The organism is Vulcanisaeta sp. JCM 16159 (genome assembly GCF_001316265.1).
Lineage (GTDB): Archaea > Thermoproteota > Thermoprotei > Thermoproteales > Thermocladiaceae > Vulcanisaeta.
Map to the genome: position 1 here is coordinate 1 of NZ_BBDN01000003.1, position 13893 is coordinate 13893.

Genomic DNA, 13893 nt, shown 5'->3' on the forward strand with positions numbered 1-13893 from the left:
CACGGTCAGAATAAACAAGGTGGATAACGCGTACATAAGCATTGCAAGGCCCTATGATCAAGCAATACCATAGTATAAGCCTAGCCTATTCTTTGAATGTAATGTTCAGTACTTTATCGTTTATTTTGCAGGTTTTAATTTTTATTTTATCAATAATAATCAATCCTTCTTTGTTAACTCAATGGATTAATTTTTATTTAAAACTGAATGAGAAATAATAAAATGCCCACTCCAAAACCCATTGATGAACTACCCTACAAGATTAAGGTCTACATAAATAACCAAGTCCTAATACCAGCTAAACTCGTTAAAGCCTTAGGCCTTGAACAGGCTAAGTACGTAGATATAATAATGAGATACGATGAAAAAGGGGTAATTGAACTAAGGAACGTTAGATTATTAAGGGCCAAAAACACGGCATCAAGACAATTTACCATACCTAGGGATATTAGAATAAAGTATGGAATAAAACCCCTGGATTCCATTGAAATATTAACCATCATACCAAAACAAGTAAAAGAGGAATTAAAGTCGGGATATAAACATGAGGGCTAAGGTTGGATTAAATATTGCGGAATTCGGTTGAGGCATCCTCAACCTCATTACGACGCAGGCGTAGGCTTGTTATGTCGCCTAGGTCGAAGCATGAACGGGTACCCAAGTGGCATGCATTGCCAACCTGATAAACAAGTAGGAGTACGGCATCTCCATCGCAGTCAACCCTGAAGCTCACCAAATATTGGTAATGGCCGCTGGTCTCACCCTTAAGCCAAAGCTTTTTCCTGCTCAATGACCAGTAGTGAACCATGCCTGTGGTCAGTGTTTTTATGACCGCCTCCCTATTCATACTCGCGACCATTAATACGTCCTTTGTCTCGTAGTCCTGGGTCACGGCTATCACGGTATTGTCAGCGTGCCTATACCACAGGGAATCAGCAATTCTCCTGGCCTCCTCTTCACTGAGCCTAAGCACTTTAATGTTACCTGGCGGATTAATCATCACTCTTACCGAGGCACCCTGACTATTTAGTTTTTCTGTATGGGGCATAATTAATATAAAACATATATAGACTTAAGCAATGATGGTTTGCCAATTCCTAGATGAGCTGCAGAGTATAATTGATGATAGGATTAAGCATGGGGACTCCAGTAGCTACACCCGTAGGCTGGCCAGTGGTGGTGTGGATTTGATCAGTAAGAAGGTTGGTGAGGAGGCTGTGGAGGTCGTGGTGGCCGCCATGAGGGGCGATAGGGACTGGGTGGTTAGGGAAACGGCGGACCTAATGTATCACTTGCTCGTCCTTCTCAGGTTCATGGGTATTAAATTCGATGATGTGTGCGAGGAGTTAACCAATAGGCACATGGCGAGGGTTGGTTCCAATGGTTAGGGTCGGCATTATAAACTACGGCGTAAGTAACCTGGGCAGCCTAATCAATGCGTTTAGGAGAGTTGGTTCTGAGCCTGTAATTGTTAATGAACCTGGCGAGATTATGAACGTGAACGCTATAGTGCTCCCGGGCGTTGGTTCCTTTGATGCTGCCATGTCTAGGCTTGATAAATTTAAGGATGCGCTGACGGGGGTTAGGGGTTCAACTCCAATACTTGGTATTTGCCTTGGGCTTCAGGTAATGTTTGAGGGCAGTGACGAGGCTCATTGAGCGGCTTATCATGGTATCCAGGACGGGTCAGTAGACTTAGGGGCCCTAGGGTACCGCACATTGGTTGGGACCTTGTGAAAGCAGTGAAACCCTGCGAATTACTTAACGATGATGGGTACTTCTACTTCATGCATAGTTACGCCGTAATTAACCCAGGCAATGAAGTACCGTACTCAGGAATCACGCATTACGGAGGCGATAACATACTCAGCGTGCTGTGCGATGAGGGGGCCTTGACGTTTGGTGTTCAATTCCACCCAGAAAAGAGTTCCAGGAATGGTCTGGGGGTATTACGACGATTTATCGAGCTCACCCGTAAGTAGCCACTCCGTTATCGACCTAGCATGATTATTAAAGCCCTCTCGTACCGCCAACGAGGCGCCATGCCTAGCCAAGTCGCTTACCAAGTCCCTATTGATGGCTTTAACGTAGACCACGGGCTTCAGGAAATCATAAACCGAGAGGGTGCCCCTCCACCTGGCAGAGGATTCCGTGGGCAATACATGGCTTGGGCCGGCAATGTAATCAATCATTGCGGAGGGTGTCGAAATCGATACAGCACCCGCATTCCTAATGCCATTAACTAGGTTCTCCAAACCCCACAGTGTCACATGCTCAGGCGCCAACTCATTGATTAAGTCCACGCAATCTCTAGGCCCATCAACAAGTGTTGATAGGTAATTCAGACCGCTGAGCCTTGACTCAATGGCATCTAGGTACTTCTCATCCCAAGTGATTATCACGGCAATCGCCGAGCCATGCTCAAGCTGGGCCATGACATCCAGGGCGATGATGTCTGGGTCAATCGATGGTTCTGCACAGACCACAAGCTCGGTCGGGCCCTCAATACCGTCGATACCCACGTACTGTGAGACCAGGTATTTAGCTGCCTGCACATAAGCATTGCCAGGGCCAACAATCTTGTCGACCTTTGGTATTGACCTCGTCCCAAAGGCCATGGCAGCAATGGCCTGCGGACCACCTACCCTGAACACCCTGGCATTTAGCTTAAGCGCCACGTAGGCTATCTCCGGGCTTACACTACCGTCCTTATTTGGCGGTGTTGTTACTACCAGCTCCTCCACACCCGCCACCCTGGCTATGACACCCGTCATTATGAGCGTCGAGAAGTAACCCCTAGGCACGTAAATCCCAACCCTCCTAATCGGCACCCACTTAACCCCCCTAATTAATCCGCAGCACTTCTCCTCGAAATCACTTGGCATTAACCTACGGTTAAAGTCCTCCACCGACCTGTAAGCCGCATCTATGGCCTTCGCAATATCCTTATCAACCCCTAACGCAAACCCCCTTAATTCATTTACGTCGACCTCGATGCCCGCAAGCATAACGCCATCGAACCTCTCAGTATACGCAATCACGGCCTCATCACCCTGCCTTAACGTCCTCCACAATGCCTTAACGGCATTTATGTACCTATCCAAGGTTCTCATCTTCCTAAACTCACTGAGGAGCAACTCCCTACTTAACCTCAGGGAAGACACCCCCATAATCACTTAAATACATGCTTTTAAGCATGTCAGTGGCCATGATAATCATTGACGTACCACTTCACATTACGAGTATTTGGTTGCCAATGTACGGGAATGACCCAATGAGTACGGGCTCGCTGGGCTGCGGCGTTGTCATAAGACCTGGGGTGAGACTTACAGTTAAGCCAGCGGCCAGCCCTATTAAGTACGGCATTGACCACGTGGATTTAGCGCTTAGGGAGTTAGGCGTTAATGCGGAGATTAATTATTCATCACCCGTACAGCTGGGCGTTGGTTATGGAATGAGCGCTGCACTTGCACTAGGTACAGCCCTGGGCGCTGCCGTAGTTGCACGCAAGCCGTTAATAAAGGCAGCCCAGGTTGCTCATGTAATTGAGGTGAAACTTGGTACTGGGCTTGGCGACGTAATCACTGAGTACTACGGAGGAGGCATTGAGCTTAGGCTAAGGCTGGCGCCCCTGGTATTGGAGTCGTCGATAAGATCCCATACCCACGGGATTTAACTATCGTCACCACTGACCTGGGTAAATACTCAACGAGTGAAATGCTTCGTGAATTGAGGGATAGATTGGCAATACTGGGTGATAAATACATGAGTGAATTAATTAACGAGCCGACTTATGAAAAGTTCATGGAATTAAGCACGGCATTCTCCAAGGAGGTCGGCTTCCTAACTAGGGGCCTTGAGGATAAGGTGAAGCCGTGTATGCGCTACGCCGATGCTTACTATGTTAAGAAGAGGGTTTTGGTATTCCTAACGCGTAGGGACGAGACTGAGACCTTAATTAATTGCTTAAGGACCGTTGGTTATGAGCCGAGGATTTTTGAGCCATCGAATGAGGGCATTAGGGTGGTAATCGATGAGGGTAATATGCCATAAAGATATATTAAGTAGTGCGGTGAAAAGGTATACCGTTATTGACCTGTAATGATTAATGAGCTGTTGGTTTCGATGCTTGGATTAATAATTACTATAATAGGTATGTTAGGTGCTGCGTTGTATTGGCTTGGTGGTAAGTTCAGGGACATTGACATGAGGTTTCAGTAAATTGATAGAAGTTTGAGGAGGTCGATAGGAGGTTTGGGGAAATTGAGAGGAGAATTGCAAACTTTGCTGACTCCGTTAAGTCGGCCACCGTGGTCATGAACTCCGTGGTCATTGAGTTCCTAGGCGTTAAGGGATTGATAAGCCCTGGTGAGGTGTCATTTCTAATGAACGAGGTTGCTGGGTTATTCCAGTCAATGAGGCTTAACCTGGTCATTAAGGAGGAGCTTGAGTACATAAGGTCTGTTTTCTCTAAGGGTGATACTGATAAGATAGGCGTTGAGGAACTTAAGAAGTTGCGGAGATTGCTAAGCATTGGTGGTGGGAGGACAGCTCGGAGGTAGCCTATAAGATGTTTCTCTACACATGGACGTTGAGGGCATTTAAACTATATGTGAAGAGGGGTGGATGATGAGGCAGCGCTAAAATCCTTAATTACTCAGGTGGTATTTCCATATACGTTAGGGTTAGTGGTACCCCCTCCCTCCTCCTAATGTATGAGACTACCGTGAATATCGTTAGGCCTATTACGAATATTGCCGATGACTCGGCAAGCAACTGAAGTGGGTTACCAGTGATTAATAGGTAGTACTGTGATTGCGTTAGCCAGTAGTAGGCGAATATTGATAGGACAGCTAGGTATATAACGTCTAGAGTAACTAAGGCTCTTCTATTCACGTTCAATTTCGTGACACCCCTGGCATGCATTACCAATGCCAGTAGCATTGATGCCATGAAGGTGAACACCAACAACACCAGCGCATCTAGGTTTATTGCGTATAGTAACGCCGTGCTTAACGGCGTTAGGATGAGTATGTACATTAGGGTCACGGTAATTACCAAGTCGACTAGGTGAGCCACGACTGGCGAGTGCGTCCTCAGGCTCACGTAGGAGAACACCCTTGGGAGAACCCTATCCATGGAGAAGGCAAGTAGGTACCTCGATATTTGAATAATGACACCGGTCACAGGCGCTATATACCAAAGGACTGATGAGTACGCCAATACAATGGCTATTGGCGTGTGTATCAGGGCTAGGTCAGCGCCGGGGTTAACAAGTACGTAACCGTTATCCACCCCGTAGGCACTCATGTAGCTCGCACCAATGAAGAACCTCAAGCCAAAGCCCTTGAGAAATGCCGTAATAAATAACGCGAAGAATGAACCACCGAGCGCGAACATGCCAATAACACCAAGAAGTGCTGTTAACCTATCTCTCTTAATCTCGCCACCTATGGTCACCGGGTAATTCACGTAGGCCCAGACGGCCGTGGTGAAGGCGGCCATACCGAACAAACCGTATAGTCCACCAGTTACTGACGCCTTATTAGCCTCATTCAAGGCCTTTAGATATTCAATACCAAGTGAACTCTCGATTATGCCCCGCGGTAGTAATAATACATAGACCGCAGATGCTACGAATGTTGCCAGGGCAGCCAGGGACATGACCGCGAACATTGTTAACCCAGCCCTAGCTGAAACTACATTAACCATAATTAATACAATGATTAGAATTACGGCCAGTATGAACTCATTCCTCGGATTAAGCACCACACTCGCCAATGGGTTATTCAACGCCTGCATTACAGTGCCCAACTGAACTATGGCGAAGTATACGAGACTGCGTCATAGAGCATTTCACCCACGGTGAAGTTGAACCAAGCCGCAAAGCCAATGGGTGGGTTTAGCCTTGAGAAGTACACGTAGTCACCCGCAGTCCTTGGGTACTGCCTGGTTATGTAGTACCATATCAATGCCCCAGGTATGAACATTAGCCATGAAACCACCAAGGCTATGTAAGCTATGGCTCCTGCACCGTATAGGTAAAGCCCAGCAAGGTAGATGAACGGTATAGTGAGAAAGCCATTATAACCTATACTCATTAACAACAGCCTAAATGACCCAACTTCCCTGACAAGGCCTGTGCTCTCCCTAACGAAGACACTCATGGCTTAGCACCACTTAGGAATGCCTCCACTGCATCACCCATCCTAACCCTGTGGCCAAGCTCGTTTAAGGCCTTGGCCAGTGCTATGATGGCATTCGCCATTATGTTTAAGGATGCCGTGTACCCCATGTGCCCAATCCTAAGCACCTTACCCTTCAGTGGCCCCCATGAGCCGGCTATGAAGACTCCGTACTTCCTCGCCGTTTCTATAACCTTAATGTCACTTAAGCCGTTAGGTACGTAGAATGCCGTGACGGTTGGACTCGAGAAAACCTCCGACTCAGGGACCAACCTTAGGTTCATGGCCTCGACAGCCCTAACCACGCCTTGAGCCACGGCCCTATGCCTCATATAGACGTTGTTCAAGCCCTCCTCATGAATCATCTTAAGTGACTCAAGCAAGCCATTGATCAACGGCTCACTGTGGGTGTATGGAAACTCCATCTTCTCCACCACATTCCTCCACAATCTAATGTTTAAGTAGAACCCCCTGTAATTGACCCTCTCCATGGCTTCCCAAGCTCATCACTAACGGCAAGTATTGTTAGGCCGGACGGCAGGTTAAGCACCTTCTGACTACCGCCAATGAGTATATCCACACCCCATTTAACATCAATCTCCATACCGCCAATTGATGAAACCGCATCAACGATTAGGAGCTTACCCTCGGACTTAACGGCCCTCGCCAACTCCTTAAGGCCGTTCAATGTTCCACTCGGTGTCTCGCAGTGAACCATCGTGACAACCCTCGCATCCCTGGCCTCACCCCTGAGGAATGATATGACCTTATCTGGATCAAGTACCTTTGTATACTCAACCCTATGGATGATGGGGACCCCACCATATGCCGTGACTAAATCCGCAAAGGCGTCGCCGAATATGCCGTTACTCAGTACGGCGACCTTATCACCACTTCTCACTAGGTTTGCTATGGCTGCCTCGAGACCACTCATCGCCTCGCCAACCCAAATAATAATATTGTTCCTTTTAGTGCCAAGCATTTCCGCAAGCATTGACCTAGCCTCGTCATAACGTCTAAAGAATTCTGGGTCTAGGTCGGGGTTCGTGGTTCGCCTAGCCATGGCGAGTAGTATTCGGTGAGGTATCTCCGTAGGTCCTGGCGTCACTATTAATGTGTCCGTTGCGAGCATTATCTAGCCTTGTTCAGAGCAGATTATATACTTAGTTAAACGTTTAATAGTTAATTGGTTCGGAGAGATTAGGAAAGGAGGAAGCCCCTTGCATATTCACTAACTAGGTGTTTCCTAGACCTTATGGAACTCGAGCGTGATACCCTTATTGATCAATTCCGTGAGCCTATCCCTAATGAACATTAACGCCGCCCTTAGGTTTTCCTCGTTATTGAAGCCCTTAACAATGCTGATTAACTCATCCCTAGACATAGTCCTCATTTCATCAGCGAATCTGACCATGTTTGGTATTGCCCTAACAACGTTGTCAACGATTGTTATACTCGCAGCCCTGGAGGTCCTCGAGAGTGGGTTCAAGTCAATGGCTATTACCGTCTTCCCCATCCTCCTGAGGGCCTCCGTCCTATCACCATCCTCAAGCGGCACCAGGACCACATCCGCAGTGTATATGCCTCTGCAGGAAACCCTACGCCTCTCACTGAATAGCTCAGGTATTACGCAGGACGCATCGTCACCAACACCGAGAACCTCCTCAGCGCCGCTCTCCTTGAGCACCCTAACTATCAACTCCTCCCTCTCCCTAGTCCTATAGAACAGGTTGACCTCGAGCTTGGCATTAACAAGCCTAGCCAGCTCAACGATTTGCTTCGGCACGAGAGCTGCCGTATTCCCATTAACCGAAATAACCGGGTGCTTAGCCGTTAATAACGCGGCCACCGCGACCCTCTCCGCAGTAAGTGCTGAGGATATTGACGATTCGCCAATTAGGTAATCAAAGCACTCACCACGGCCATGCGCGATCAAACCCTGGGCCGCCACGTAGCCCTCCTCAAATCCATCAACTAGTCTCTCCCTAATTAGTAATGACTCCTTCCTCGGGTGGTTAGGCGGTATCCAGGATGTGTGGGAATCCCTAACCATTATCGCCCAATATCATGCACACTCTTAAAACTTTAATTCAAGAATAAACAAGGCCTATTAATATGGAAAGGAGAAAGGTCACGGTACAAACAATAATGGGCATGAAGGGTAAGCAGAGAATCGCCATGATAACGGCCTATGACTACCCGATGGCGAGGCTCGTGGATCAGGCAGGCATTGACGGTATATTAGTCGGAGATTCCATGGGAATGGCCGTACTGGGTTTTGAAAATACTCTAAAGGTAACCCTCAGGGACATGCTCATACACGTGGCCGCCGTGGCCAGGGCAAAGCCCAAGGCCCTGCTAATAGCTGACATGCCCTTCATGACGTATGAAACCGGCGTCAGGGATGCTCTGAGGAATGCCTCGAGCTCATCAGGCGGGCGCCGAGCTGTAAAGCCCGAGGGTGGCCAGGAAATATTTGATGTCGTGAATAACTTGGTCAAGTTCGGGATACCCGTGATGGGGCACATTGGGCTCAACCCACAGAGGGTCCTCTCGCTCGGTGGGTTTAGAATGATTGGAAAGACTGAGGAGCAGGCAAAGAAATTGATTGAGGATGCAAAGGCACTTCAGGAGGCTGGGGCCTTCGCGATAGTCATAGAGATGGTCCCAGCTAGCGTGGCCAAGGCGGTGACGGAGAGCGTTAAGATACCGACAATATGCATTGGCGCTGGTCCTCACTGTGATGGGCAAATACTCGTTATTCACGATATCCTAGGTCTCACGGAGAGGCCACCAAGCTTTGCCAAGAAGTACGTGGACCTAGCCTCCATCATAAGGGATGCGGTGACTAAGTACGTGAGTGAGGTTAGGGGTGGTGAATTCCCGAGCACCGAGTACTATAAAGATATCAAGTCCTGAAGCTGTGCGTACTCATCAATGTCTTCAACATTTAAAATTAGCTAATCATGCCATGACCACTCACGTAGTATTACCCATACTCCTTAGCAATTCCTCATAATCACTAAGTATAACCCCCTGCAACTGACTGATTGAGTAACCCCTGGAGATTGCCGCAATGGACACACCACCGGCGCCAACCCCCTCCTTCACAAAGCCACCCTCATAAGCCTTTAAGCCCTCATAGGGCATGTTACCGAAGTCCAGGTTTACGGAGGCCACGGCACATGCGCAATCTCCCTAACAAGGCCTATTAGGTCCGCAGTCCTATCATTAACTAACCACTTGGTTGTCCCAATGGCCACATTGCTGAGCACATCCTTATACATGTGCTTTATGAACGCGAGGACAGCAGCCATTTGGGTACCACCTGCCAGGAGAACCTTGGCGCCTTGCTTTGTAGCGCCAATAGTTATCGCACCAATAGCCAAAATCACTGGGTCGCCAATCCTAGACACGGCCTCCAACGGGTCCTCTAACGGCCTATTAATGCCTGCGTTCTTCAAAGCTTCCCTAACAACGGTTATCTTCAAGTCCCTCGGGTTAATAGGCGATGCGCTGGACATCCTATTCCACGCGTCGTATCCCATGGCCACTAGGAACGCCATTGCCGTGGTAGTCCCCGCGGGTATTGACTCGCCAATAATAATTGCCTTGCTTATCCTGGCCAAGTTCTCGCCTAGGATTGCGCCATTTTCGAAGACCCTATCAACAACACTGCGATTAATGGCTAGCCCAGTCCTAATGTCCCTACCAGGCTCGCCCTGCAGGTCAATAATGGGTATGTTCGGCCTAACCCTAGCCCCAGCATTGACGACAAGAACGCCCGCGCCCGTTAGTTTGATTGCGGCCCTGGTGATCAATGCCGGTGTTGGCTTGCCATCGGGGGTCATGGGTACTATGGGTATTACACGGCACCTACCAAGCAATAGGTATTCGGCATCGGCCGCCGGCGTGTAGTGGGTTAGCTCGGGTTTGGCCCCGGCGATGGTTATTCCCGGTATTAGGCTCGTGTCTGTGGTACCTATGACTAGGGTGAAGAGGAAGCCCTTACTTAACTGCTGCATGTGCTGTGAAATATCGCCTAGATGAACTATCACAGGGTCCATAACGAGTTAGGATAAGAATCCTACTTATAAGAACTAACCTCCAATGCCTTGACCAACAACCAAAGCACGTAATTAACAGGAGTATTAACACCAACCTCCCTACCTTAATCACTATGGCTCCGTTTATGTAATCAACCTCAGTCCTCCGGCGATTCAGCACATCCTGCAACATGGATGATTTATTATCCCTAGTGGTCTCAGCAACCCTTAAGGTCTCGACCAATGGATCACTGGGCAGCCTAATGTCCAGCCTATTAACGACTTCAACGCCCTCCCTAACCACGGCCTCCGCCAGCGCCCTCGCATTGGAATCCTCGAGAATTACGCCATTTCTAGCCCTCAGAATGGCCGTTACTGGGTTAATGGCTGCGTTAACAAGCACCTTCAACCACCTGTAGGCTCAACATCATTAACCACCCTGACATTAGCGCCCCCGGCCTTTAGGCGTCGGCAACCTCACTCACGGAACTCGGCAGTATTACCTCACCAACGCCCCTGACCTCAACCGTCCCTTCACTCCTCGTAACACCATACGTGATAACTGCACCATAACCAACGCCAAGCCTCTCCCTGATTAATTCAACGCCACCAATTCCGTTTTGAAATACCACGGGGGTATTAACCACCTTATCGATTATGGACTCCGTATCGTAAGCCTTAACGGCAATTAGGGTATACTTAACATCACTGGGTAATTTATCGACAAGCCTCACCCTGATCTCATGCTCTCCACCGAATTTAATAAGGTAACGACTATAGCGGGTCCTCGTCACGACATACGGCACGTAACCAGCATTGTTGAGGAAGTGGGCGAGGAGCATCCCCACACCGCCAAGTCCAATTATTCCAAACATCACTAATTCGCGGTTAACCCTTAAAAATAAACGTTATACACGCGATAGTTCGTGAGGGTTATCGAGATATTTAGGTCCTGGCAGGGCGAGGGCCCCAATGCGGGTAAGGAGCCGTCTTCCTAAGACTGGCCTTTTGCAACCTAAGGTGTTCGTGGTGTGACACTAAATATTCGTGGCTTGGTGGAACCGAAATGAGTATTCACGACGTATATGATGCCCTGATGAAGACCGCCGGTGATGTAAGGCACTTGGTGGTGACCGGTGGTGAACCGCTTTTATGGCGTCGAGAATTACTTCCACTGTTGAGCCTTGTTAAGGCCCGAGACTTCTTTGTGGAGGTTGAGACGAATGGCACGCTTAGGCCTAGTGAGCTCGTTAAATACGTCGATGAGTTTAACGTGTCACCTAAGCTATCTAACTCAGGCGTTTCAGTAAGGCTTAGGATTAATGAGTTGGCCATTAGGGATTTCGTGACCAGCGGCAAGGCTGTCTTTAAGTTCGTTGTTGATAAGTCCGGGGATATTAATGAGGTCCTTTGGTTTATTAATAAATTCGATATACCACGTGATAAGGTCTACTTAATGAGTCAGTGTACGACCCGTGAGGAGTGCATTGCCAAGGATGAGGTATTACCAAGCCCATGGCCATAAAGCTCGGCGTTAATTACACACCGAGACTCCACATTTTAGCGGGGTTTAGGTGAAGGGTTCTGATACATAAATGTAATCAAAAACTGACAAAAGCAACTAAGGCTTAAATATACATGCAGAGCCCAGGTCAGGATGTGCACCATCGGTGGGGTGCTAATCTTTGGCGATGAGTTAGATAGGGATAGGGCTAGTAGGATTGAGGAGGTTTTGAGGATGATCATTGTTAAGGGCGAGGAGAGAGGTCGTGATAGCTTCGGTATTGTTGCCTTGGATAAAAACGGCGAATTAAGTGTGTTCAAGAGCAGGGATAGACCGAGCATTGCCGTGAATAAAATGCCCAGAATTATCAATGAGAATACCGTGGCCGCAATATTCAACAGCAGGGCCGAGCCAACGACGGAGTATGTAAAGGCCAAGATAGAGGATGACATACAGCCAATGATTGGTGAGCACGTGGTAGTGGCGCATAACGGTACGATAGCCAACGACAAGGACCTGGAGACTAGGTTCAACCTGACCCGTAGGTCTAGGATCGATACGGCAATACTACCGCCATTACTTGAGAGGTTTTGGGATGGGTCACTGAATGGGCTTAGGGATGTGTTGATTAACTACGTCATTGGCAGTTACGCACTGGCGATAATGGATACCCGTAGGCCCAGCAAGGTTTGGCTCGCCACAAACTTCAAGCCGCTTTACATGGCCTGGTACAGCGACTTGAAGGCTCTATTCTTCGCGAGCCTAGATGATTACTTAATTGATAGCCAAAATAGGCCCATTTGGGACATGCCGGTCATAAAGCGTGTCGAGCCTTATACGGCTATGGAGATTGGGGTTGACGGTACTTGGTCCACGGTTTCGCTGAGGAGGGAGGAGCAGGTAGAAGAAGGAGGGTTCTTGTGATAGCTAGTGGAGGCCTTGACTCAACCACAGCGGCGACGCACTTGCTTAAGCAGGGCTACGATGTTGCATTACTGCACTTTAACTATGGGCATAGGGCTGAGACCCAGGAGGACAAAGCCATTAAGAGGATTGCGGAGTTCCTTGGCGTTCCATTGCTCGAGGTGAACATGGACTTCTTCAAGGTGGTTAGGCACTCGCCACTCCTTGGTGATGGAGAGATTAATAGGGTTGATGAGGGCAGGGAGGGCGCGGAATTCGCGCATGAGTGGGTTCCCGCCAGGAACTTCGTATTCATTGCCCTAGCCACGGCCATAGCGGAGGCCTACGGCTACGACTACATAGCCACGGGCATTAACCTAGAGGAGGCCGGCGCTATCCTGACAATGAGATGGAATTCATAAGGCTTCTCAATAAGGTGATGCCCTATGCCGTTGGCCCCAATAAGCACGTGGAGTTATTAATGCCCGTGGGGCACTTAGTTAAGCATGAAATCGTTAAGCTAGGCCTCGAGATCGGCGCGCCGCTTCATCTGACCTGGAGTTGCTATGACAATGGGGAAAGGCACTGCGGCAGGTGTGGGCCGTGTTACATGAGGAGGTGGGCGTTCAGGATAAATGGCATTAAAGACCCCGTGGAGTACGACTTACCGAGCGAGGTTGAGGAGGAGTTTTGGAGGGGTACGAAGCCGTATGAAATCCCTAAAAGGCCAAGTGATTAGTGCGTTGTGTCTGGTTTTAAACCTAGTGCTGGAAAATTAAGTTAATGAGTGTTAAGGTTGGTAGAATTAAGTATGGGAGTTTCGCCTATGTTGGTAGGATAGGGGTGAGGTTGGGTGGCCGTGAGGTTGAGGATAAGGGTGGGGAACAAGGCGATGGAGGAGGTGGCGCTACTCAATAGTGTTTTTAAGGCGCCCACGCCACAATTACTAATACCAATAAGTACTGCGAAGACCCTTGGTCTCTGGCCACCCACTGAGGATGCCAGGGAGGTTAGGGTTGACACGGCTGGCGGGCCATTAAACGCGTGGTTTTACCCGAGAATAGCAACCGTTAAGGTTATTGCAGGCGACGCTGAGTCTAGGGAGGTATTAGTCGTCGACGCCTTAGTTTCGTCATTAGCTGATGAGCCATTAAATGAACGACTTACTTGCTGATGAGTTAGAGATGGTCGTTGAATCCTTCGGTAGAGGATTGTAGGGTCAGAAGCGATCCATCGGGTAAGTTAAGGTTCTCGG

The 13893-nt window shown here is 48.7% G+C and carries 20 protein-coding genes and 2 pseudogenes; 12 read left to right on the forward strand and 10 right to left on the reverse strand.

The window, feature by feature from the left end; translation table 11 throughout:
* Window positions 1-222 precede the first annotated feature (222 nt).
* Window positions 223-555 carry a hypothetical protein gene (locus JCM16159_RS02840; RefSeq protein ID WP_054856907.1) on the forward strand — a complete coding sequence of 111 codons (333 nt, stop codon included), beginning with the start codon at window positions 223-225 and terminating at the stop codon, window positions 553-555.
* A 7-nt stretch (window positions 556-562) separates the two neighbouring features.
* Here JCM16159_RS02840 and hisI read toward each other — a convergent pair whose 3' ends face one another.
* Window positions 563-1000, reverse strand: coding sequence for a phosphoribosyl-AMP cyclohydrolase (gene hisI, locus JCM16159_RS02845; RefSeq protein ID WP_054857058.1), 438 nt, complete (start codon window positions 998-1000; stop codon window positions 563-565).
* Between the two features lie 82 nt (window positions 1001-1082).
* Between hisI and hisE the strand changes: the two genes are divergently transcribed.
* The 3 genes from hisE to JCM16159_RS18360 are packed head-to-tail and all read left to right on the forward strand — an operon-like array spanning window position 1083 to window position 1982.
* A complete protein-coding gene (gene hisE, locus JCM16159_RS02850; protein WP_054857059.1) occupies window positions 1083-1388 on the forward strand; it encodes a phosphoribosyl-ATP diphosphatase in 306 nt (101 codons plus the stop codon).
* Window positions 1381-1659 carry a hypothetical protein gene (locus tag JCM16159_RS18355; RefSeq protein WP_367834232.1) on the forward strand — a complete coding sequence of 93 codons (279 nt, stop codon included), beginning with the start codon at window positions 1381-1383 and terminating at the stop codon, window positions 1657-1659. The genes hisE and JCM16159_RS18355 overlap by 8 nt, the downstream gene beginning before the upstream one ends.
* The gene (locus tag JCM16159_RS18360) at window positions 1656-1982 is read left to right on the forward strand and encodes a hypothetical protein (protein ID WP_367834233.1); all 327 of its coding nucleotides are present in this window, start codon (window positions 1656-1658) and stop codon (window positions 1980-1982) included. The genes JCM16159_RS18355 and JCM16159_RS18360 overlap by 4 nt, the downstream gene beginning before the upstream one ends.
* Here the strand turns inward: JCM16159_RS18360 and hisD are convergent.
* A complete protein-coding gene (hisD, locus tag JCM16159_RS02860) occupies window positions 1950-3164 on the reverse strand; it encodes a histidinol dehydrogenase (protein ID WP_054856908.1) in 1215 nt (404 codons plus the stop codon). The genes JCM16159_RS18360 and hisD overlap by 33 nt on opposite strands.
* 32 nt (window positions 3165-3196) lie before the next feature.
* On the opposite strand from hisD, the gene JCM16159_RS13975 reads away from it, so the two are divergent.
* The 3 genes from JCM16159_RS13975 to JCM16159_RS02870 all read left to right on the forward strand — a co-directional run bounded on the left by JCM16159_RS13975 (window position 3197) and on the right by JCM16159_RS02870 (window position 4562).
* Entirely contained in the window at window positions 3197-3676 is a 480-nt protein-coding gene (locus JCM16159_RS13975) for a hypothetical protein (protein WP_243665699.1), read from the forward strand.
* Between the two features lie 41 nt (window positions 3677-3717).
* Complete coding sequence (locus JCM16159_RS13980) at window positions 3718-4053, forward strand: hypothetical protein (RefSeq protein ID WP_243665700.1); 336 nt, start codon at window positions 3718-3720, stop codon at window positions 4051-4053.
* Window positions 4054-4310: 257 nt separating this feature from the next.
* Window positions 4311-4562 (forward strand): hypothetical protein, encoded by a 252-nt coding sequence (locus JCM16159_RS02870; protein WP_243665701.1) that lies wholly within the window; start codon window positions 4311-4313, stop codon window positions 4560-4562.
* A gap of 91 nt (window positions 4563-4653) precedes the next feature.
* Here the strand turns inward: JCM16159_RS02870 and JCM16159_RS02875 are convergent, their stop codons facing one another.
* The 5 genes from JCM16159_RS02875 to JCM16159_RS02895 all read right to left on the reverse strand — a co-directional run bounded on the left by JCM16159_RS02875 (window position 4654) and on the right by JCM16159_RS02895 (window position 8238).
* A complete protein-coding gene (locus JCM16159_RS02875; protein WP_243665702.1) occupies window positions 4654-5802 on the reverse strand; it encodes a hypothetical protein in 1149 nt (382 codons plus the stop codon).
* Between the two features lie 17 nt (window positions 5803-5819).
* Window positions 5820-6167: a hypothetical protein gene (locus tag JCM16159_RS02880; RefSeq protein WP_054856910.1), complete on the reverse strand. Its 348-nt coding sequence runs from the start codon at window positions 6165-6167 to the stop codon at window positions 5820-5822.
* The gene (locus JCM16159_RS02885) at window positions 6164-6676 is read right to left on the reverse strand and encodes an alanine--glyoxylate aminotransferase family protein (RefSeq protein ID WP_054856911.1); all 513 of its coding nucleotides are present in this window, start codon (window positions 6674-6676) and stop codon (window positions 6164-6166) included. Before JCM16159_RS02885 ends, JCM16159_RS02880 begins: the two co-directional genes overlap by 4 nt.
* Window positions 6643-7317, reverse strand: a complete 675-nt coding sequence (locus JCM16159_RS02890) for an alanine--glyoxylate aminotransferase family protein (RefSeq protein WP_054856912.1) — start codon at window positions 7315-7317, stop codon at window positions 6643-6645. Before JCM16159_RS02890 ends, JCM16159_RS02885 begins: the two co-directional genes overlap by 34 nt.
* 114 nt (window positions 7318-7431) lie before the next feature.
* Window positions 7432-8238, reverse strand: coding sequence for a 4-phosphopantoate--beta-alanine ligase (locus JCM16159_RS02895; RefSeq protein WP_054856913.1), 807 nt, complete (start codon window positions 8236-8238; stop codon window positions 7432-7434).
* Between the two features lie 62 nt (window positions 8239-8300).
* On the opposite strand from JCM16159_RS02895, the gene panB reads away from it, so the two are divergent.
* Window positions 8301-9104, forward strand: a complete 804-nt coding sequence (gene panB / locus JCM16159_RS02900; protein ID WP_054856914.1) for a 3-methyl-2-oxobutanoate hydroxymethyltransferase — start codon at window positions 8301-8303, stop codon at window positions 9102-9104.
* Window positions 9105-9164: 60 nt separating this feature from the next.
* Here panB and cobT read toward each other — a convergent pair.
* The 3 genes and pseudogenes from cobT to JCM16159_RS18370 form a co-directional block, all read right to left on the reverse strand.
* Window positions 9165-10210 (reverse strand): annotated as a pseudogene (gene cobT, locus JCM16159_RS02905) (nicotinate mononucleotide-dependent phosphoribosyltransferase CobT).
* A complete protein-coding gene (locus JCM16159_RS18365; RefSeq protein ID WP_367834234.1) occupies window positions 10194-10634 on the reverse strand; it encodes a ketopantoate reductase family protein in 441 nt (146 codons plus the stop codon). The pseudogene cobT and the gene JCM16159_RS18365 overlap by 17 nt, the downstream one beginning before the upstream one ends.
* Before the next feature lie 58 nt (window positions 10635-10692).
* The gene (locus JCM16159_RS18370; RefSeq protein WP_367834235.1) at window positions 10693-11106 is read right to left on the reverse strand and encodes a ketopantoate reductase family protein; all 414 of its coding nucleotides are present in this window, start codon (window positions 11104-11106) and stop codon (window positions 10693-10695) included.
* A 191-nt stretch (window positions 11107-11297) separates the two neighbouring features.
* On the opposite strand from JCM16159_RS18370, the gene JCM16159_RS02915 reads away from it, so the two are divergent.
* From JCM16159_RS02915 to JCM16159_RS02925, 4 genes and pseudogenes are all read left to right on the forward strand, one after another.
* On the forward strand, window positions 11298-11756 hold the full coding sequence (locus tag JCM16159_RS02915) for a hypothetical protein (RefSeq protein ID WP_367834236.1): 459 nt from the start codon (window positions 11298-11300) through the stop codon (window positions 11754-11756).
* A 132-nt stretch (window positions 11757-11888) separates the two neighbouring features.
* A pseudogene (gene queC / locus JCM16159_RS18375) lies at window positions 11889-13377 on the forward strand (7-cyano-7-deazaguanine synthase QueC).
* 44 nt (window positions 13378-13421) lie between these two features.
* On the forward strand, window positions 13422-13556 hold the full coding sequence (locus JCM16159_RS18380; protein WP_367834237.1) for a hypothetical protein: 135 nt from the start codon (window positions 13422-13424) through the stop codon (window positions 13554-13556).
* Window positions 13531-13812 (forward strand): hypothetical protein, encoded by a 282-nt coding sequence (locus JCM16159_RS02925; RefSeq protein ID WP_054856915.1) that lies wholly within the window; start codon window positions 13531-13533, stop codon window positions 13810-13812. The genes JCM16159_RS18380 and JCM16159_RS02925 overlap by 26 nt, the downstream gene beginning before the upstream one ends.
* The last annotated feature ends 81 nt before the right edge of the window (window positions 13813-13893 follow it).

What these genes read in the sequence shown, in the direction of transcription:
- JCM16159_RS02840 (WP_054856907.1), top strand. Translation starts at nt 223, where the DNA reads ATGCCCACTCCAAAACCCATTGATGAACTACCCTACAAGATTAAGGTC.
- hisI (WP_054857058.1), bottom strand. Translation starts at nt 1,000, where the DNA reads ATGATTAATCCGCCAGGTAACATTAAAGTGCTTAGGCTCAGTGAAGAG.
- hisE (WP_054857059.1), top strand. Translation starts at nt 1,083, where the DNA reads ATGGTTTGCCAATTCCTAGATGAGCTGCAGAGTATAATTGATGATAGG.
- JCM16159_RS18355 (WP_367834232.1), top strand. Translation starts at nt 1,381, where the DNA reads ATGGTTAGGGTCGGCATTATAAACTACGGCGTAAGTAACCTGGGCAGC.
- JCM16159_RS13975 (WP_243665699.1), top strand. Translation starts at nt 3,197, where the DNA reads ATGTCAGTGGCCATGATAATCATTGACGTACCACTTCACATTACGAGT.
- JCM16159_RS13980 (WP_243665700.1), top strand. Translation starts at nt 3,718, where the DNA reads ATGCTTCGTGAATTGAGGGATAGATTGGCAATACTGGGTGATAAATAC.
- JCM16159_RS02875 (WP_243665702.1), bottom strand. Translation starts at nt 5,802, where the DNA reads ATGCAGGCGTTGAATAACCCATTGGCGAGTGTGGTGCTTAATCCGAGG.
- JCM16159_RS02880 (WP_054856910.1), bottom strand. Translation starts at nt 6,167, where the DNA reads ATGAGTGTCTTCGTTAGGGAGAGCACAGGCCTTGTCAGGGAAGTTGGG.
- JCM16159_RS02885 (WP_054856911.1), bottom strand. Translation starts at nt 6,676, where the DNA reads ATGGAGAGGGTCAATTACAGGGGGTTCTACTTAAACATTAGATTGTGG.
- JCM16159_RS02890 (WP_054856912.1), bottom strand. Translation starts at nt 7,317, where the DNA reads ATGCTCGCAACGGACACATTAATAGTGACGCCAGGACCTACGGAGATA.
- JCM16159_RS02895 (WP_054856913.1), bottom strand. Translation starts at nt 8,238, where the DNA reads ATGGTTAGGGATTCCCACACATCCTGGATACCGCCTAACCACCCGAGG.
- panB (WP_054856914.1), top strand. Translation starts at nt 8,301, where the DNA reads ATGGAAAGGAGAAAGGTCACGGTACAAACAATAATGGGCATGAAGGGT.
- JCM16159_RS18370 (WP_367834235.1), bottom strand. Translation starts at nt 11,106, where the DNA reads ATGTTTGGAATAATTGGACTTGGCGGTGTGGGGATGCTCCTCGCCCAC.
- JCM16159_RS02915 (WP_367834236.1), top strand. Translation starts at nt 11,298, where the DNA reads ATGAGTATTCACGACGTATATGATGCCCTGATGAAGACCGCCGGTGAT.
- JCM16159_RS18380 (WP_367834237.1), top strand. Translation starts at nt 13,422, where the DNA reads ATGAGTGTTAAGGTTGGTAGAATTAAGTATGGGAGTTTCGCCTATGTT.
- JCM16159_RS02925 (WP_054856915.1), top strand. Translation starts at nt 13,531, where the DNA reads ATGGAGGAGGTGGCGCTACTCAATAGTGTTTTTAAGGCGCCCACGCCA.